16 protein-coding genes, 2 tRNA genes and 1 pseudogene are annotated in these 18,265 nt (G+C 64.6%); 10 read left to right on the forward strand and 9 right to left on the reverse strand.

The features are described 5' to 3' along the window. A pseudogene (locus tag C4301_RS04560) lies at positions 1-225 on the reverse strand (aminodeoxychorismate components I/II); the annotation flags it as partial. A 53-nt stretch (positions 226-278) separates the two neighbouring features. Between C4301_RS04560 and C4301_RS04565 the strand changes: the two are divergent. Then, positions 279-401: a hypothetical protein gene (locus C4301_RS04565; protein ID WP_352413924.1), complete on the forward strand. Its 123-nt coding sequence runs from the start codon at positions 279-281 to the stop codon at positions 399-401. A 52-nt stretch (positions 402-453) separates the two neighbouring features. Here C4301_RS04565 and metH read toward each other — a convergent pair whose 3' ends face one another. Beyond that, the gene (gene metH, locus C4301_RS04570; protein ID WP_352413925.1) at positions 454-3,996 is read right to left on the reverse strand and encodes a methionine synthase; all 3,543 of its coding nucleotides are present in this window, start codon (positions 3,994-3,996) and stop codon (positions 454-456) included. Positions 3,997-4,041: 45 nt separating this feature from the next. On the opposite strand from metH, the gene C4301_RS04575 reads away from it, so the two are divergent. Beyond that, positions 4,042-5,559 (forward strand): nicotinate phosphoribosyltransferase, encoded by a 1,518-nt coding sequence (locus C4301_RS04575; protein WP_352413926.1) that lies wholly within the window; start codon positions 4,042-4,044, stop codon positions 5,557-5,559. Here the strand turns inward: C4301_RS04575 and clpX are convergent. The 6 genes from clpX to C4301_RS04605 form a co-directional block, all read right to left on the reverse strand. Then, positions 5,543-6,739 (reverse strand): ATP-dependent Clp protease ATP-binding subunit ClpX, encoded by a 1,197-nt coding sequence (gene clpX / locus C4301_RS04580; protein ID WP_352413927.1) that lies wholly within the window; start codon positions 6,737-6,739, stop codon positions 5,543-5,545. The genes C4301_RS04575 and clpX overlap by 17 nt on opposite strands. Then, positions 6,726-7,310 carry an ATP-dependent Clp endopeptidase proteolytic subunit ClpP gene (gene clpP, locus C4301_RS04585; protein WP_352413928.1) on the reverse strand — a complete coding sequence of 195 codons (585 nt, stop codon included), beginning with the start codon at positions 7,308-7,310 and terminating at the stop codon, positions 6,726-6,728. The genes clpX and clpP overlap by 14 nt, the downstream gene beginning before the upstream one ends. 75 nt (positions 7,311-7,385) lie before the next feature. Further along, positions 7,386-8,603: a trigger factor gene (gene tig, locus C4301_RS04590; protein ID WP_352413929.1), complete on the reverse strand. Its 1,218-nt coding sequence runs from the start codon at positions 8,601-8,603 to the stop codon at positions 7,386-7,388. Positions 8,604-8,635: 32 nt separating this feature from the next. Next, positions 8,636-8,720, reverse strand: a tRNA-Leu gene (locus C4301_RS04595). 50 nt (positions 8,721-8,770) lie between these two features. After that, positions 8,771-8,847 (reverse strand) — tRNA-His (locus tag C4301_RS04600). A 31-nt stretch (positions 8,848-8,878) separates the two neighbouring features. Then, the gene (locus C4301_RS04605; protein ID WP_352413930.1) at positions 8,879-9,166 is read right to left on the reverse strand and encodes a rhodanese-like domain-containing protein; all 288 of its coding nucleotides are present in this window, start codon (positions 9,164-9,166) and stop codon (positions 8,879-8,881) included. A gap of 160 nt (positions 9,167-9,326) precedes the next feature. On the opposite strand from C4301_RS04605, the gene carB reads away from it, so the two are divergent. The 7 genes from carB (at position 9,327) to C4301_RS04640 (ending at position 16,943) form a co-directional block, all read left to right on the forward strand. Beyond that, a complete protein-coding gene (carB, locus tag C4301_RS04610; protein ID WP_352413931.1) occupies positions 9,327-12,422 on the forward strand; it encodes a carbamoyl-phosphate synthase large subunit in 3,096 nt (1,031 codons plus the stop codon). Continuing rightward, positions 12,419-12,748, forward strand: a complete 330-nt coding sequence (gene darA / locus C4301_RS04615) for a cyclic di-AMP receptor DarA (protein WP_352413932.1) — start codon at positions 12,419-12,421, stop codon at positions 12,746-12,748. The genes carB and darA overlap by 4 nt, the downstream gene beginning before the upstream one ends. A 75-nt stretch (positions 12,749-12,823) precedes the next feature. Continuing rightward, a complete protein-coding gene (locus tag C4301_RS04620; RefSeq protein ID WP_352413933.1) occupies positions 12,824-13,606 on the forward strand; it encodes a tRNA (adenine-N1)-methyltransferase in 783 nt (260 codons plus the stop codon). Continuing rightward, entirely contained in the window at positions 13,576-15,117 is a 1,542-nt protein-coding gene (locus C4301_RS04625; RefSeq protein WP_352413934.1) for an Rqc2 family fibronectin-binding protein, read from the forward strand. Before C4301_RS04620 ends, C4301_RS04625 begins: the two co-directional genes overlap by 31 nt. A 23-nt stretch (positions 15,118-15,140) precedes the next feature. Then, positions 15,141-15,491, forward strand: a complete 351-nt coding sequence (gene panD, locus C4301_RS04630) for an aspartate 1-decarboxylase (RefSeq protein WP_352413948.1) — start codon at positions 15,141-15,143, stop codon at positions 15,489-15,491. Beyond that, positions 15,488-16,333 carry a menaquinone biosynthesis prenyltransferase MqnP gene (gene mqnP / locus C4301_RS04635; protein WP_352413935.1) on the forward strand — a complete coding sequence of 282 codons (846 nt, stop codon included), beginning with the start codon at positions 15,488-15,490 and terminating at the stop codon, positions 16,331-16,333. Before panD ends, mqnP begins: the two co-directional genes overlap by 4 nt. A 46-nt stretch (positions 16,334-16,379) precedes the next feature. Further along, positions 16,380-16,943, forward strand: a complete 564-nt coding sequence (locus C4301_RS04640; RefSeq protein ID WP_503012390.1) for a TIGR01440 family protein — start codon at positions 16,380-16,382, stop codon at positions 16,941-16,943. Here C4301_RS04640 and C4301_RS04645 read toward each other — a convergent pair. Continuing rightward, positions 16,940-17,995, reverse strand: coding sequence for a pyridoxal-phosphate-dependent aminotransferase family protein (locus C4301_RS04645; RefSeq protein WP_352413937.1), 1,056 nt, complete (start codon positions 17,993-17,995; stop codon positions 16,940-16,942). The two genes, C4301_RS04640 and C4301_RS04645, sit on opposite strands and share 4 nt — an antisense overlap. Positions 17,996-18,034: 39 nt before the next feature. Here C4301_RS04645 and C4301_RS04650 point away from each other — a divergent pair, with 39 nt between their 5' ends. Further along, on the forward strand, positions 18,035-18,181 hold the full coding sequence (locus C4301_RS04650) for a hypothetical protein (protein WP_352413938.1): 147 nt from the start codon (positions 18,035-18,037) through the stop codon (positions 18,179-18,181). Positions 18,182-18,265 lie beyond the last annotated feature (84 nt).

The raw sequence follows: 18,265 nt of genomic DNA on the forward strand, positions 1-18,265 counted from the left end.
TGGGAAAAAACCCCTACCAAGTCCCTTTTGCAGGTGGGCGAAGAGGTCCAGAGCCGACCCCACCCGCCTTCCGTCGAGATAAAGCCGCCCCTCCCAGACCTCGAGGCGGTGTCGTGGACCAAGGCCCAGAAGGGAGAGCCGGCCAAAGGGGGTCCGCGCACCCAGAGACTCTAAAAGAACGGGCTTAAGGCCCAAGCCCCGCGCCCTTGCGTAAACCCCCACCACCTTCCCATCCTAAAGGGAAAGATCTACGCCATGCCGCCCCAAAGAAGCCCAGGGTGTATGGGATGCACCTGGACCGGATCTTCCAGGGGCCCAGGGCAAAGGGCTATCTTGGGAACGTCCTCCTGGTGGCGGAACCCCCCGAGGCCATCCGGGTCCAGGATCGCACTCCCCTTTAAGGGAAAAGGCGGTGACCCCCGCCTTTCTCAACTGGCCCCTCCTTTGGTGGGTCTAGACGTTGAAGTACCGGGCCTCGGGGTGGTGGACCACGATGGCGCTGGTGCTGTGTTCAGGATCCAGTTGGAAGTTTTCCGTAAGCCGCACCCCCACCCGGGCAAACCCCATGAGCCGGTCCAACTTGGCCTGATCAGAAAGGTCAGGGCAGGCCGGGTAGCCAAAGGAGTAACGGGCCCCTCTGTAGTGTTGCTGGAACAGCTTGCGGATCTCTGGGGCATCCTCTCCCGCAATCCCCCACATCTGCCGCATCCGTTTGTGCCAGTACTCCGCCAAGGCCTCCGTCATCTCCACAGAGAAGCCATGGACAAAAAGATAGTCCTGGTAGCGGCCCGTCTGGTAAAGGGCCTCGGCCTTCCGCTTGGGCTCCTCCCCCATGGTCACAAGCTGCACGCCCAGGACGTCCCGCGCTCCTTGAGCAAAGCCAGGAAGCCAAGCCTCCTCGTCCTTTAAAGGTGGGGCGTGGCGGGGCCGGAAATAGTCCACCAGGCTCAGCCCCCCGCCTTGTTGCCTGGGGAAGTGGAAAGCCTCTAAAACCTCCCCTGTCCTGGGGTCGAAGACCAAAAGGCTTTCCCCCTCCCTGGCCACGGGGAAGAAGCCGTAAAGCACCCGGGGACTGAGCCAGCCCTCCCGCATGGCCTCCTCGAGAAGGCGCTTGAAGATGGGGTCGGCCTCCTTTCTCACATAGGCCTCCCACTCCTCCTTGGAAAGCCCCCCACGGGAAAACCCCCACTGCCCGCGGTAAAGGGCCAGCCGGTTCACATAGTGCGCGATGGTGGCCAGGTCCAAGTCCTCCTCAAGCCGCACCCCAAAGAAGGGCGGGCGGGGCAGGTCAGACGCGGGGCCCACGGGCTTGGCCTTCGGGGGTGGGGCCTCCTTTCGCCTGGCCGGGCCGACCCGCCTCTGGGTAAGAAGAGGCGGGCGGTGGCCGGTGATCTCCTCCATCAGGGCCAGGCCCTCAAACGCATCCTCCGCATAGTAGACCTGGGGGTAGATCGCCCGGAGCTCCTCCACGTAGGAGCGGGTCAGGGCCGCCCCACCCAGGATCACGGGAAGGGTGTACCCCCGCTCCCGCATATACTCCAGGTTCTCCTTCATGACCACGGTGCTTTTGACCAGAAGCCCGCTCATCCCCAGGGCGTGAGGCCGGACCTCGTCCACCGCCTTGAGCATCTCCTCGATGGGGACCTTGATGCCCAGGTTGTACACGGTGTAGCCGTTATTGGTCAGGATGATGTCCACCAGGTTCTTCCCGATGTCGTGCACATCCCCCTTGACCGTGGCCAGGACGAGCTTCCCCTTGCCCTCGCCCTTTTTCTCCATCCGGGGCTCGAGGTAGGCCACCGCCTGCTTCATCACCTCCGCCGCCTGCAAAACGAAGGGGAGCTGCATTCTCCCCGCCCCGAAAAGCTCCCCCACCTCCTTCATCCCCGCAAGGAGGGGGCCGTTGATGATCTCCAGGGGGGAAAGCCGCCCAAGGGCCTCTTCCAGATCCGCCTCCAGGCCCACCCGCCTCCCTTCGAGGATCCGGCGCTTCAGCCGCTCCTCCACCGGAAGGGTCTGGAAGGCCTCCTTGTCCTCGGCCAGCGCCTCCTGGTGCTCCTCAAAAAAGCGCATAAAGGCGAACAGGGGATCGTACCCCTCCTTTCGGCGGTCGTAGATGAGGTCCAAGGCCATGCGGTAGGCCTCCTCAGGAATCCGGCTTATGGGCAGGATCTTCCCCGCGTCCACGATGGCCGCGGTGAGCCCCCTCTTGCGGGCCTCATCGAGGAAAACCGAGTTCAGCACCCGGCGGGCCTTGGGTTTTAAGCCGAAGGAGACGTTGGAAACCCCTAGGACGAACCCCACCCCAGGAAGCCTCCCCCTCAGCTCTTCTATGGCCAAGAGCGTCTCCCGGGCCAAAGGCCTGGTCTCCTCGTCCCCTTGGGTGATGGGGAAGGTGAGGAGGTCAAAGAGCAGGTCCTCCGGACGGAACCCGTGGTGCTCGGTGAGGCGCTCGTACATGCGGAGGGCCACCTCTACCTTCCGCTTTTGGGTCTTGGCCATCCCCTCCTCGTCGATGGCCAAGGCCACCAGGGCTGCGCCGTGGGCCTTGGCCAAGGAGGCCACCCGGTCAAACCTCTCCAGACCGTCCTCGAGGTTGGCGGAGTTCAGGATGGCCCGGCCACCCAGGCGCTTTAGGGCCTCCTCCATCGCCTCGGGGCTGGTGGAGTCCACCATGAAGGGAACCGTCACCCCCGTGGCCAGCTTGGAGAGGACCGTTTTCATGTCCTCAAGCTCGCTCCGCCCCGTCCAGGCCACGGAGAGGTCCAGCACATGCGCCCCCTCGGCCACCTGCTCCTGGGCCAAGGCCAAGATGCCCTCCAGGTCCCCAGCGAAAAGCATCTCCCGGAAGCGTTTGCTCCCCGTGGCGTTCAACCTTTCGCCCACCAAAAGGAGGCTCGTCTCCTGCCTAAGGGGGACCGCCTGGTATAAGGAGGCCACCTGGGGTGGAAAAAAGCGCTTGCGCAGGGGGGCGGGCCTGCCCTTGACCACTTGGGCCACCTTCTGGATGTGGAGGGGACCGGTGCCGCAGCATCCACCCACCGCGTTCACCCCGTACTCGGTGACGAACTTGAGATGCCACCGGGCCAGCTCCTCCGGGGAGAGGTCGTAGACCACCCTCCCCCCCTCGTTGCGGGGCAGGCCCGCGTTGGGCAGGCAGGCCACAAAGCGGGTGCTCTCCTGGGCGAAGTAGCGGATCTTGGTGTCCATGAGGTCAGGACCGGTGGCGCAGTTCATCCCCACCACATCTATGGGCAGGCTCTCCAAAGCGGCCAAGGCCGCCTGCTCATCCGTCCCCAAAAGCATCGTCCCCGTCGCCTCCATGGTCACCTGGACCTGGATGGGCAGCTCCACACCCAGCTCCGTCATGGCCTCCCGGGCGGCCAAGACAGCGCACCGGACCTGGAGGATATCCTGGGCGGTCTCAAGGAGAATAAGGTCCGCACCCCCCCGGATGAGGCCCCGAACCGCCTCTTTGTAAGCGGAAAAAAGCTCCTCCCAGCCGATCTGGCCCAAGGAGATGAGCTTCGTCCCCGGGCCCAACGCCCCGGCCACGAAGGCCCCATAGGGCCCTGCCGCTTCCTTAGCGATTTTGGCCGCGAGGTAGGCGAGCCCCTCCGCCTCCTGCCCCAGGCCGTACTCGCTCAGGACGTGGCGCAAGGCCCCAAAGGAGTTCGTCTCAATGACCTCGGCCCCGGCCTCGAGGTAGGACAGGTGGATCTCCTGGACCACCTCGGGCCGGGTACGGTTCAGGACCTCAGGGCAGCCGTAGTAGGCCTCTCCCCCGTAGTCCTCCGGGGTGAGGTCCCGCTTTTGCAGCTCCGTCCCCATAGCCCCGTCAAAGACCAGGACCCGTTCGGAAAGGGCCTGCAGGTAGGGGAAGCGGCGGGCACGGGCCTCCTTGTTGTAGCCGAGCCGCACCAGAGGGGCCTCCCCCCAGCCTGCCCCCCCAAGGTGGTGGCGGCAACCGGGGCTACAGGCGTGGGTCCGCACCATATAACCCATTACTTTAGCAGAAAAAGGCGCGCTATGCTAGGGGGCATGGACCCCTTCGGCATCCTTTACACCGACCTCTACCAGCTCACCATGGGGCAGGTCTACTTCCGCATGGGCCTGCACGAACGGGAGGCCCTCTTTGAGGCCTTCTATCGTAAAAACCCCGACTACGGGGCCCACCAGGCGGGGTACGCCGTTTTCGCGGGGCTGGACCCCCTTCTGAGCTGGATGGAGACCGCCCGCTTCCAAAAAGAGGAACTCGAGGCCCTCAGGACCCTCAAAAGCCGGAGTGGGAAACCCCTTTTTGACCAGGATTACCTTCGCTATCTGAACGAGATGGGCGGGTTCCAAGGGCTTACCCTCCGGGCCCTCCCCGAGGGCCGGGTGGCCCACCCCCAGGTCCCCCTCATCGCGGTGGAAGGCCCGCTTCTCCAGGCCCAGCTCCTGGAAACCGCTCTTTTGAACCGGATCAACTACGAGACCCTGATCGCCACCAAGGCCAGCCGGGTCCGGGAGGCCGCGGGGGAGGCGGTGGTGCTGGAGTTCGGCCTGCGCCGGGCCCCGGCCAAGGGCGGAGAGGCCGCCACCCGGGCCAGCCTTATCGGCGGGGCCAACCGGAGCAGCGCCGTGAGCTTATCCCACCTTCTTGGCCTCCCCTCCTCTGGAACCCACGCCCACAGCCTGGTCCAGGCCTACCTGGCCCTGGGCTATAGCGAGCTGGAAGCCTTCCAGGCCTTCGCGGAGGTCTTCCCCGATGACACCATCCTCCTTTTGGACACGGTGGACACCCTCCACTCAGGCCTCCCGCACGCCATCCAGGTCTTTGAAAGCCTTAGGAAAAAAGGGCACCGACCCGTGGGGGTGCGGATCGACTCTGGAGATCTGGCCTACCTGGCCATCCAGGTGGCCAAGGAGTTGGATAAGGCGGGGTTCTCCGAAACCCTCATCGTCCTTTCCGGGGATCTGGACGAGCTCGTCATCTGGCAGATCAAAAGCCAGATCCAGGAAGAGGCGCCCCGGTACGGGGTGGACCCGGACCGGCTGATCCGGCGGCTGGTCTACGGGGTGGGGACCAGGATGGTGGTCTCCTGGGGGGCCCCCGCTTTGGGCGGGGTGTACAAGCTCGTGGCGGTGCGCACGGACGGCGCCTGGGCCCCGGCCATCAAGGTCAGCGACTCCCTGGAAAAGGTTCTCAACCCCGGTCATAAACGGGTCTATCGGGTCTACGACGAGCGGGGCCTGGCCACTGCTGACCTTTTAACCCTTGCGGAGGAGGTCCTAGACCCCTCAGCCCCCTTGGTCCTCCGCCACCCCCAGGACACCACCAAGCGCCGCACCCTTCCGCCCGGGCGGTACACCCTCGAGCCCCTTTTGGAGGAGGTCTACCGGGGCCGCCGCCTCTTCGACCCCCTTCCCCTCCCCCTCCTCCAGGAACGGCGGGCCAAGGATATCCAGCGGCTGGATCCGGGGGTGCGCCGCCTGGTCAACCCCCACATCTACCACGTCTCCCTTTCCGAGCGCCTGTTTGCCCTGAAGGAGGAGCTGGTCAGGAAGCTTGCCTGAGCCGGGCCTCCTCCAGGGCCTTTAGGGGAGCGTCCAGGTGCGGGAGGTCTATAACCAGCTCCCGCACCCCCGAGCCCGGCGCCTCGTACATGAGTTCCACCATCACCTTCTCCATCAGAGCCCTAAGCCCCCGGGCCCCGGTCTTCCGCCTTAAGGCCCGCCGGGCGATCTCCCGCAAGGCAGCCGGCGTAAAGCGGAGCTCAATCCCCTCCATGCGCAAAAGCTCCTGGTACTGCTTGACCAGGGCGTTTTTCGGTTCGGTCAGGATCCGTACGAGGGCCTCCTCATCCAGGGGATGGAGCTGGACGATCAGGGGGGCCCGGCCTACAAACTCGGGGATCATCCCGAACTTGATGAGGTCCTCTGGGAGGATCTCCTTGGGCTCCTCCTTGGATTTGGACCGGGTAAAGCCCACCGCCTTTTCCTCCGTCCGGGCCCGGACGATGTTTTCCAGGCCCTCAAACGCCCCTCCGAGGATGAAGAGGATGTTCTTGGTGTTCACCGGGATGAACTCCTGGTGGGGGTGTTTCCTTCCTCCTTGAGGCGGGACATTGGCGATGGTGCCCTCGATGATCTTTAAGAGGGCCTGCTGGACCCCTTCCCCCGAGACATCCCGGGTGAGGGAAGGGTTTTCCGACTTGCGGGCAATCTTGTCGATCTCATCGATGTAGACGATCCCCTGCTGGGCAGCTTCCACGTCGAAGTCCGCGTTCTGAAGGAGGCGCAAAAGGACGTTTTCCACGTCCTCCCCCACATAGCCGGCCTCCGTCAAGGTGGTGGCGTCCGCGATGGCAAAGGGGACCTCCAAAAACCGGGCCAGGGTCTCGGCGAGGAGGGTCTTTCCCGTCCCCGTGGGGCCAATGAGAAGGATGTTGGACTTGCCGATCTCCGCCTCGGGGTGGAGGAGGCGCTTGTAGTGGTTGTACACGGCCACGCTTAGGACCTTCTTGGCCTCCTCCTGGCCCACCACGTACTGGTCCAGGTAGGCCTTGATCTCCGGGGGCTTGGGCAGGCGGCTTGGCCCTCGGAAGAGGGGTTTTTTCTCATCCCGGAGGATTTCCAGGGCCCTTTCCACGCACTCGTCGCAGATGTACGCGTCTGCCACCGGGCTTTCCAAGAGCCTGTCCACCTCCGGCGGGCGTCGGCCACAGAAGCTGCAGATGGGTCTAGGCCTCCTCACGGCTCACCACCTGGTCCACTAGACCGTACTCCAAGGCTTCCTGGGCCGAGAGGTAGTAATCCCGGTCCGTATCCCGCTCCACCTTTTCCAAGGGCTGGCCGGTGTGCCTGGACAGGATCTCGTTCAAAAGCTTCTTGGCCTTGAGGATCTCCTGGGCCTGGATCGCGATGTCGCTGGCCGTGCCCCGCACCCCACCCCAGGGCTGGTGGATCATCACCTTGGAATGGGGCAGGGCGAACCGCCGCCCCTTCTCCCCGGCGGCGAGGATGACCGCGGCCATGGAGGCGGCCATCCCGATGACGATGGTGGAAACCGGGGCGCGGACGAACTGCATGGTGTCGTAGATAGCGAGCCCCGCGTCCACCTCCCCGCCCGGGGAGTTGATGTAGAGCTTGATCTCCTGGTTGGGGTTCTGAGCGTCCAGGAAGAGCATCTGGGCCACGACCACGTTGGCCACCTGGGCGTCTATGGGGGTGCCCAGGAAGATGATGCGGTCTTTCAAAAGGCGGGAGTAGATGTCGTAGACCCGCTCCCCGCGGGCGGTTTGTTCGATCACGTAAGGGATGACCATACCAAGCCTAACTATAGCAGAAGGCGCGGGGAAAACCCCGCGCCTTCTTACACATCGCTCTTTCGAGGGAGGAGGTCACGCGGAAAGGATGCGGACCGCCTCCTCCAGGGCCTTCTCCTGGATCCGCTGCGCCTTAAGCCGGGCCAGGCCCTGCTCTTTAAGCTCGGCCTTCAGACCTTCCACGCTGGTGCCCAGGCTTCGGGCCAGGGCCTGTAGGTAGGCCTGCCACTCCTCTTCCGAAAGCTCCGTGGCAAGCTCTTCCGCGAGTTTTTCCTTGGCCAAGGCCTTCTTAACCCGGTCCAAAGAGGCTTTTTTTAGGTCCTCCACGAACTTCTCGTACTCGCCCTTTTCCTTAAGGCTCTTTAGATAGTCCTCGAGGCGGACACCCGTCCGGGCCAGGTCCTCGGCCAGGTGCTCCAGGAGGTGGCGCTCCTCCTGCCGGACCATGGAAGGGGGGATCTCCGCTTCCAGGCCCTGGGCCAGCTTCTGGAGGAGCTCCTCCTTGAGCGCCTCCTGGTGCTGACGCTTCGCCTCCGCCTCCAGGCTCTGGCGCACCTTAGACCGGAGATCCTCCAGGCTCTCCACGCCCACCGTCTTGGCGAACTCCTCGTCCAGCCCGGGGTACTGAAGGGTCTTGACCTCGAGGACCTTGACCCTGACCTCCCGGAGGGTCCGGCCCTCCTCGTCCTTCACGGGGACCAAGGTCTCCTCCCCCGCCCGCCTGCCCAACAGGGCCTCCCGCACATGGGGAAGGGCCTTTTCCAGGTCAACGGGGAACTGAGCCCCTTCCTCCGTCTCTAAAAAGACATGGTCCTTCTCCTCTGCTCCCCTTTCCACGGGGACGAGCTCGGCGTACTTGGCCCTAAGCTCCTCCAGGGCCTTATCCACCATCTCCTCTGTGACCTCGAGGGCCTTGGCCTCCAGGGTAAAGCCGCGCCAGTCGGGTAGTTTCACCTCCGGGTAGGTCTCCACCTCGGCCACGTACACAAAGGGCTGCCCCTCCTCGAGCCGCTCCTCCACCACCCGGGCGGCCACGGGGATGAGGCTCAACTCCGCCACCGCCTGGGGGTAGGTCTCGTCCACCAGGCGTTCTTTGAGCTCGGCCCTAAGCTCCTCCTTACCCAACCGGGCCTCCACCACCTTGAGGGGGGCCTTGCCTGGGCGGAAGCCGGGGATTCTCACCCGCCTCTGATACTCGGAAAGCATCGCCTGGTATCGGTTCTGGACGGTTTCCGCGGGGACTTCCACCTTAAGGAGCACCCGGTAGCCGGAGCGTTCAAGGATTTCTGCCACGGTTCACCTCACACGAGGGGGGCTCCGCCTTTTGGTGCGAGGAGCGGGACTTGAACCCGCACGGGTTACCCCACCGGATCCTAAGTCCGGCGCGTCTACCGGTTCCGCCATCCTCGCATGGGGGCGAAGCCCCCTCCAAAATACCACCCCTTTCGGGGTGGTGGGGTTGGGGTGAGCGATGGGACTCGAACCCACGACCCCCGGTTCCACAGACCGGTGCTCTAACCAGCTGAGCTACGCTCACCACGCTCAGCACCCGCCATTCTAAGCGGGTCTCACCCCTCCGTCAAGGCCCTTAAGCCCCCCTCGAGGCTGTAGACCTCCGGGTACCCGTCCGATTCCAGGTAAAGCCCCGCCACCTGGGAGATCAGCCCCTTCTCACAGACGAGGAGGATCGGCCGGTCCTTGGGCAGGTCATAGGACCCCTTCTGGATGGCCTCCACCGGGAGCCAGACCGAGGGAAAGGGCAGGGGGGTCATCCGCTTGTCCTTGGGCCGGACATCCACCACCAAGGCCCCCCGGTCCAGGAGGCCCTGCACCTCCTCCTTCCGCACCGCCCTCATCCCTCCATTCTGCCACAGCCCGAGAGGGTCGCTTACGCAATTTTATTCACCGAGCCAGGCCTTCCCCCCGGCGGCTTCGGGTCTACCTCCACCAGCCTACGCGTATTTATGCCTTCCCTCCCCCCAGGGCTTCATGGTATCCTTGGCCTCTGGGTGTGCGATGCCGCCGAGAAGAGACCTCAGGAAAATCCTGATCATTGGCTCTGGCCCCATTACCATCGGGCAGGCTGCGGAGTTCGACTACTCGGGAACACAGGCCTTAAAGGCCCTAAAGGGGGCGGGGTACGAGGTGGTTTTGGTGAACTCCAACCCCGCCACCATCATGACCGATCCCGACCTGGCAGGGGCCACCTACCTCGAGCCCCTCTCCCTGGAATTTTTAGAAAAAATTATCGCGAAGGAACGCCCGGATGCCCTCCTACCCACCCTGGGCGGGCAGACCGCCTTGAACCTCTCCATGGCGCTCTACGAGGAAGGGGTTCTGGACCGGTATGGGGTGGAGCTCATCGGGGCTAAAGCGGAGGCCATCAAAAAGGGAGAGGACCGGGAGGCGTTCCAAAAGGCCATGCGGAGGATCGGCCTCGAGGTGCCCCGGGGAAGGATGGTGGCAAGCCTGGAGGAGGGGCTGGCCTTCGCCCGAGAGGTGGGCTTCCCCGTGGTGGTCCGGCCCTCCTTCACCCTGGGGGGGACAGGGGGCGGCATCGCGAGGAGCGAGGAGGAGCTCCTCGAGGTCCTGGGCCGGGGCCTGAGGCTTTCCCCCGTCCACACCGCTTTGGTGGAGGAGTCCGTCCTCGGCTGGAAGGAGTTTGAGCTGGAGGTGATGCGGGACCACGCGGACACGGTGGTCATCATCACCAGCATCGAGAACTTTGACCCCATGGGGGTCCACACCGGGGATTCCATCACCGTGGCCCCCGCCCAGACCCTTTCCGACGTGGAGTACCAGAGGATGCGGGACGCGGCCAAGGCCATCATCCGGGAGATCGGGGTGGACACCGGGGGGTCCAACATTCAGTTTGCGGTGGACCCGAAGACGGGCCGGCAGGTGGTCATCGAGATGAACCCCCGGGTCTCCCGCTCCAGCGCCTTGGCCTCCAAGGCCACGGGCTTCCCCATCGCCAAGATCGCCGCCCTTTTGGCGGTGGGCTACCGGCTGGACGAGCTGCCCAACGACATCACCCGGAAAACCCCCGCCTCCTTCGAACCCACGATCGACTACGTGGTGGTCAAGATCCCCCGCTTCGCCTTTGAGAAGTTCAAGACCCTGCCCAACCTCCTGGGCGGGCTCAAGGATGAGCTCGGAACGCAGATGAAAAGCGTGGGCGAGGTGATGGCCATCGGCCGCACCTTCAAGGAGGCCCTGATGAAGGCGCTCAGGGGGCTGGAGGCCGATGTGAGGAAGGAGCTTTCCAGCCTTTCCACCCAGGCGCTCTACGGCCTCTTATACCCCAACCCCAACCGCATCCACGCCCTTTTTGAGCTCCTGCGCCGGGGAGAGGCGGTGGAGGCGCTCCACCGGGAGACCTATATCGACCCTTGGTTCCTCCACCAGCTCAAGGAGGTCGCCGAGGCCGAGGAGACGGTTCGGCGGGGGTACTGGCCCCAGGACAAGGAGGGCTTCCTCTGGCTCAAGGGGCTGGGGTTTTCCGACCCGCATCTGGCGGCGCTTTCGGGTAAGACCGAGGAAGAGGTGCGGCAGGAGCGAAAAGCTTTGGGGGTGGTCCCGGTCTATAAGACGGTGGATACCTGCGCGGCGGAGTTCGAGGCCTATACCCCCTATCACTACTCCACCTACGAGCTGGAGGACGAGGTCCGGCCCACGACAAAGCCCAAGGTGGTCATCCTGGGCTCGGGGCCTATCCGGATCGGCCAAGGGGTGGAGTTTGACTACGCCACCGTCCATGCGGTCTGGGCGCTTAAGGAGGCGGGGTACGAGACCCTGATGGTCAACTCCAACCCCGAGACGGTCTCCACCGACTACGACACCGCCGACCGGCTCTATTTTGAGCCCTTGAGCCTCGAGGATGTCCTCAACCTGGTGGAGCACGAGAAACCCCTGGGGGTGATCGCCACCTTGGGGGGGCAGACCCCCTTGAAGCTCGCCCGGGGGCTGGAAAAAGCGGGGGTCAGGCTTCTCGGCACCCCCGCGGAGGCCATCCACCAGGCGGAGGACCGGGCGGCCTTTGGTGCGCTCTGCCAAAGCCTGGGGATTCCCCAGCCCAAAGGCCGGGTGGCCGAGACCCCAGAGGAGGCCCTCCGGCTTGCGGAGGAGCTCGGCTATCCCCTGATGGTCCGGCCCAGCTACGTCCTGGGGGGGCGGGCCATACAGGTCTGCCGGGGCCCAGAGGAGCTTAGGGCCTACCTCGAGGAGGTCTATGCGGAGCTGGCGGAAAAGCCCTCCATCCTTTTGGACCGGTACCTGGAAGGCGCTTTAGAGCTGGACGTGGATGCGCTTTCCGACGGGCAGGAGGTGATGGTGGCGGGCATCTTGGAGCACATCGAACAGGCGGGGATCCACTCGGGGGACTCGGCCACCATCCTCCCTCCCGTGAGCCTCCCCGAGGAGATCCTGGAAAAGGTGCGCGCCTACACCCGCCGCCTGGCCCTGGCCCTGGGGGTAAAGGGGCTTTTAAACGTTCAGTACGCGGTCTTAGGGGGGGAAGTCTACATCCTCGAGGCCAACCCCCGATCAAGCCGCACCGTACCCTTCGTCTCCAAGGCCATCGGGGTCCCTCTGGCCAAGCTCGCCGCCTTGATCGCCGTGGGCAAGACCCTTAAGGAACTGGGGGTAAAGGATCTGGACCCCAGGCCCCCCTACTACGCGGTCAAGGAGGTGGTCATCCCTTGGCTCAAATTCCCCGGGGTCATCCCCTGGCTGGGGCCGGAGATGCGCTCCACCGGGGAGAGCATGGGCCTGGACCAGGACCCTTATCTGGCGTACTACAAGGCGGAGCTCGGAGCCGGGCAGAGGCTTCCTTTGGTCGGCCGGGTGCGGTTCATCGCCGTGCCCGAGGAGGTGGAGCGGGCCTACCTCGAGGCGGGGTTTGAGAAAACCCAAGATGAGGCATATGACCTCCTCCTGGCCTTCACCCCCCACGCTGAACTTCGCCGGGCGGTGGAGCGGGGCCTCCCCTTCATCACCACCAAGGAGGGGGCCCTATGGAGCCTTAAAGCCATCCTCACCGCCCGGGCAAACCCCCTTCGGGTCCAGCCCCTCCAGGCCTGGCACCGGGTGGTGTATACTAAGCCCCAATGAAGCTCATCCTCGCCATCGTCCAGGACACGGACGCCCCCGGTCTGACCAAGGCCCTTTTGGAAAAGGGCTTCCAATCCACCAAGCTGGCCTCCACGGGGGGCTTCCTCCGGGAGGGGAACACCACCCTCCTCATCGGCGTGGAGGATGAACGGCTGGGAGAGGCCTTGGAGATCATTCGGGAGAAGTGCCGGACCCGGACCCGGCTCGTCACCCCGGGGGTACCCCTGGCCGAGGCCCCGGACCCCTTTTTGGCCCAGCCGATAGAGGTCCAGGTGGGCGGGGCGGTGGTCTTCGTCTTGCCGGTGGAACACTTCTTCAAGGTTTAAGGGCCTGGGATCCTCCGGCCCCGTCTTGGCGAGGGCTAGGAAAAACCCTTCCCGTTGTGCCAGGATAGGTAGGGTATGCGCTTTGGGGAGTGGGTCGTCCTCAAGGACGGGAAGGGCCGGGCCTACCTCCTAAGGCTCAGGGAAGGAGGGGTTTTCAGCCACCACAGGGGCAACGTGTCCCACGAGGCGATCCAGAGCGCTGGCCCCGGGGGAAGGGTGTACACCCATCTGGGAGAGGGGCTTTCCGTCCACCGACCCAGCCTGGAGGAGTACGTCCTCCATATGCGCCGGGCGGCCACCCCCACCTACCCCAAGGACGCGGCCGCCATGGTCATGCTTCTGGACCTCTTCCCCGGAGCAAGGGTGCTGGAGGCGGGCACGGGAAGCGGGGGACTCACCCTTTTCCTCGCCCGGGCGGTGGGCCAAGAAGGCAGGGTGGTCAGCTACGAGAAACGGCCCCACCACCTCCGACAGGCCCAGGAGAACGTGCGGGCCTTTTCCCAGCTGGACAACGTGGACTTCGTCCTAGGGGGTCTGGAAGAGGCCCAGCTCCCCGAGGAGGGCTTCGACGGGGTGGCCCTGGACCTGATGGAACCCTGGACCGTTTTGGAAAAGGCTGTGGCGGCGTTGAAGACCGACCGCTTTTTGGTCGCCTACCTGCCCAACATCACCCAGGTCATCGAGCTCCTCCAGCGGGCCCAGGGGGTTCCCTTGGCCCTAGAGAAGGTGCTGGAGGTCCAGCACCGAAGCTGGGATATCCGCCTTCCCGTGGCCCATCCAAGCTTCCAGCAGGTAGGGCACACGGCCTTTCTAGTTCAGATGCGAAAATGGAAGGACTCCTCCTCCATGCCCTTCTAAAGGCTCTCCCAGAGCTTCCTGCCCAGAACCTGGGCCTGGCCTTCCCCGAGGAGGAAACCGTGGCCATCCTCTTAAAAGGGAAGGAGGGGCGGGTCGCCAACCTCGTCCTCCATTACCGCCCTCCCAAACCCGGGCTTTACCTGGAGGAAGGGCGGCTTCTCGGCGAAGCCAAAACCCCTTTTCAGCGGATGCTGGAGGCCCGGCTCAAGGGCCCTCTCGTGCGGGCAGACCAGCTCAAGCTGGACCGGGTGGCCATCTTTGACTTCGGGGGGGAGAAGGGGTTTGTGGACACCCCGCCCCACCGCCTGGTCTTTGAGGCCACGGGTCGGAACGCCAACCTCCTCCTTCTGAACGAGGAGAACCGCATCCTGGGCGTGGACCGGGTCATCACCCGGGCGGTCAACCGCTACCGGGAGCTGAGGCCGGGTCTTCCCTACACCCCTCCGCCCCCCTACGAGAAGCTGGACCCCCGCACCCTGACTCCTCAGGACCTGAAAAGCCTTCTGGGTAAGCCCTTTAAGGATGTGCCGAAAGCAGTGGACGGAATCGGTCCAGAGCTTTTAAAGGAGCTGGCCGCCCGGATGGACCTTACTCCGGAAACCCTCCTCGAGGCGGCCCACCTCCCCCGTCTTTATGAGGAGATCCGGCGGCTTTTGGAAGACCCCCATACCCGCACCGAGCTTGCGGAAACGCTCAAGCGAAGGTGGGCCGAGGAGGAAAGAGAAGCCCTGCGGAAGCCCCTCCTCGAGGCCCTAGAGCGAAAGAAACAAACCCTTCTGGCCCGGCTGGCCGACTACCAAAAGGCCTTGGAGCGCTTGGAGGAAGCCCAGGCCCTTCGCCGCAAGGCGGACCTTCTTATGGCCAACCTGCACCGGCTGCCCAAGGGCGCGAAGGAGGTGGCCTTGGAGGACTTTGAAGGGAGGCCCCTGAGCCTCTCCCTGGAAGCGGGGCTCAGCCCGGCGGAAAACGCCGCCAGGCTCTACGAGCGGGCGAAGAGGCTCGAGGCCCTGGCAGAGCGTGCCTTAGAGCTCATCCCAAAGACAGAGGAGGCCATTTCGGACCTGGAGGAGGAGATGGCCCGGGTCCGCGAGGCCCCCTTGGAGGCCCTCCTTAAGCAGGCGGGAAAGCCCAAGGCGGAAAAACCCCTAGGCCTCCGCTACACCTCCCCCTCGGGGTTTACCGTCTGGGTGGGCCGGAACGCTAAGGAGAACGACCTCCTCACCCGCATGGCCCACTCGGAGGACCTCTGGTTCCACGCCCAGGGGGTCCCGGGAAGCCATGTCATCCTGAGGACCGAGGGGAGGTCCCCAAGCCTGGAGGACCTCCTCTTCGCCGCCCAGCTTGCCGCCTACCATTCCAAGGCCAGGGAGGAAAAGCAGGTGCCCGTGGACTACACCCGCAAGAAGCACGTCTGGCGGCCCAGGAAGGCAGCCCCCGGCCAGGTCCTCTACACCCAGGCCAAGACCCTTTTCGTGGAGGGGAGCCTACCCAAGGGCCTGGACGAGGGATAGACTTAGACCTTGTGAAGCGGGTGATGTTTCACGCCAAGATCCACCGGGCCACCGTCACGGAAGCCAACCTCGACTACGTGGGTTCGGTGACGGTGGACCAGGACCTTTTGGAGGCCGCGGGCATCCTGCCTTACGAACAGGTGGACATCTACGACCTCACCAACGGGGCCCGGCTTACCACCTACGCCATCCCCGGGGAAAGGGGGTCCGGCACGATCGGGATCAACGGGGCCGCCGCCCACCTGGTCAAGCCCGGGGACCTGATCATCCTTGTGGCTTACGGCGTCTTCGACGAGGAGGAGGCCCGCGCCCTTAAGCCCACCGTCGTCCTGGTGGATGAGAAGAACCGCATCCTCGAGGTGCGCAAGGGATGAGGCTCAAAGTCTATCTGGACCTGGTCCGCTTTGAACACACCCTCTTCGCCCTCCCCTTCGCCTATGGGGGGATGCTCCTCGCGGCCGGAAAGTGGCCTGGATGGCGGATCTTCCTTCTGGTCACCCTGGCCATGGTGGGGGCAAGGACGATGGCCATGGCCCTGAACCGGCTCATCGACTGGCGGATCGACGCCCTGAACCCCAGGACGCAAAACCGGCACCTCCCCCAAGGACTGGTCCGGCCCAAAGCGGTCTTGGCCCTGGCAGGGGTGGGGTTTTCCCTCCTCCTCTACGCGGGCCTCTCCTTAAACCCCCTTACCGCAAGGCTGCTGCCCGTGGCGGTTGTTTTCCTCACCCTCTACAGCTACACCAAGCGCTTTACCTGGCTTTGCCACTACGTCTTAGGCCTTACCATCGGTGCGGCGGCCGCGGGGGGGTGGATCGCGGTCACAGGCAGCTTTGCCCCTACCGCCTACTGGCTCTGGGCGGGGGTGGGGCTTTGGATCGCCGGGTTTGACATCCTGTACGCCACCCAGGACTACGCCTTCGATCGCGCCTTTGGCCTGAAGAGCATCCCCGCCCGGTTTGGCCTTGCTAAGGCCCTTCAGATCGCGCGCCTAAACCACGCCCTGGCCTGGGCCAGCCTTCTCATGGCGGGGGTCTCTTACGGGACCGGCCCTTGGTACTACCTGGGGCTGGGTCTGGTGGGAGGACTTCTGGTCTACGAGCACCGGCTGGTCTCCCCCCAGGACCTCTCCAAGGTGGAGCTGGCCTTTTTCCAGGCCAACGTGGGCGTGAGCCTGGGGATGTTCCTCTTCATCCTCCTGGACCTGATGGCCTGAAGGGCGGGGCGCTTAGAATGAGGGCATGACAAACCTAAAAGCCCAGATGAAAGAGGCCCTCGAGGCCTACTTTGAAGCCCCGTTTCCCGAAGGGGGGCTTTTCGTCCTAGGCGGGTCGACGAGCGAGGTCCTGGGGGAGCGGGTGGGAAGCCGCCCGAGCCTCGAGGCCGCAGAGGCCATCCTAGAGGTTGTTTTGCCCTTTCTTAGGGCGCGGGGGGTCCACCTGGCGGTCCAGGGGTGCGAGCACCTCAACCGGGCTTTGGTGGTGGAGCGAAAAACCGCCCAGGCGTACGGCCTGGAGGAGGTGACCGTCTTCCCTCATCCCAAGGCCGGAGGAGCCCTGGCCAGCGCGGCCTTTCTCAAGATGGAAGAGCCGGTGATGGTGGAATCCCTAAGGGCCCAGGCCCACGGGGGCATGGACATCGGAGGGGTGCTGATCGGAATGCACCTGAGGCCCGTGGTGGTCCCCGTGCGGCTTCCCATCCGGAAGATCGGGGAGGCGGTGTTAATCGCTGCCCGGACCCGCCCCCGGCTGATCGGCGGAAGCCGGGCGGTCTACAGCCTCGAGGAGATGCTCAAAAAAGTTTCCGAATATCGAGGGGAGGCTTAGCCCGCCACCTCGTCCCAGGCTTCCTTAAACAGCATCGCGACCCCTAGGGCATCGTACCGGTCAAAGTGGCCCATGAGGGAGAGGCGGAAGATCCGGCCCTTTAAAGGGCCCTGCCCTCCCGCGATCACCGCGTTTCTTCGGGCGAAGGCCCCCTTGACCTTGGCGTAGGGAACCCCCTCGGGCAGGTAGAAGGCGGAGGTGGCGGGGCTTTTTTCCTCAGGAACGGGCCTGAGGCCAAGCTCCTCCCCCACCTGGTAAAGCAGGCCGGTCTGCCACTTTTTGAGGGCCAGATGCTCCGGAAGGCTGGGCAGGAGGTCGGCCAAGACGCCCTCCACCGCCAAAACCAGGTTGATGGCCGGGGTGTAGGCGGTTTCCCCTTCCGCCTGGGCCTTGAGCTCGTTTTTGAGGTTGAGGTAGTACCCTTTGGGCTTCAGCGCCTGCACCGCCCGGGGGGAGAGGGCGGCAAAGGAGAGGCCTGGGGGGCACATCAGGCCCTTCTGGCTTCCGCTGGCGGCCGCGTCAATCCCCCAGGCCTCGAGGGCCACCTCCGTGAGGAGGAGGCTGGTCACCATATCCGCCACCACAAGCCCTTCGGGATTCCGATCCTTAAACGCCTCGGCCAGGCTCCTCACGTCGTTCAAGGCCCCGGTGGAGGTCTCGGAGTGGGTGAGGAAAAGCCCCCGGTAGCCGGGCCGGGCCACCGCCTCCGGGGGGATGACCCCTCCCCAGGCCAGGTCCAACCGGTCCACGGAAAGCCCCAGGGCCAGGGCAATCTCGGCCCAGCGCTCCGAGAACTTCCCCGTCACGGGGACCAGGACCCTCTCACCCGGATCAAAGAGGTTGAGGGCCAAAGCCTCCAGGGCCAAGGTCCCGCTTCCGGTGAGGATGAGGACCTCCCCTTCCGTTTGAAAAGCCTGCTTGAGCCCTCTTCTCACCTTCAAAACCGCTCTTCGAGCCTCCTCGGTGCGGTGGTGGAGCTGGGGCTGGGAAAGGGCCAGAAGAGCCTTCGGGTGGAGTTCCACAGGCCCAGGGGTAAGGAGCCGCCTCCTCATGTAGGCATTGTAAAGGGGGAGGCCGGTAAGCTTGAAAGGATGCGGGTTGCCCTCTACTACACCGCCTTCGGAGAGGAAGCCCTCCTCCCCCTTCCGTCCACAAGGCCAGGCCAGAAGGTCACCGAGTTGGAGATCAGCCACATTCCCTTGGAGTTTTTGAAGAAGAAGTGCCCAGAGTCCGGCTGAAGGTGAAGCCGGGCGAGCGGATCCGGCTTTCCCTCCGCCTCGAGACCCATCCCTTGCCTGGGGGTGGGTTGGAGGCGCTGAGGA

The sequence above is a fragment of the Thermus sp. genome (assembly GCF_040290245.1).
Classification (GTDB): Bacteria; Deinococcota; Deinococci; order Deinococcales; family Thermaceae; genus Thermus_A.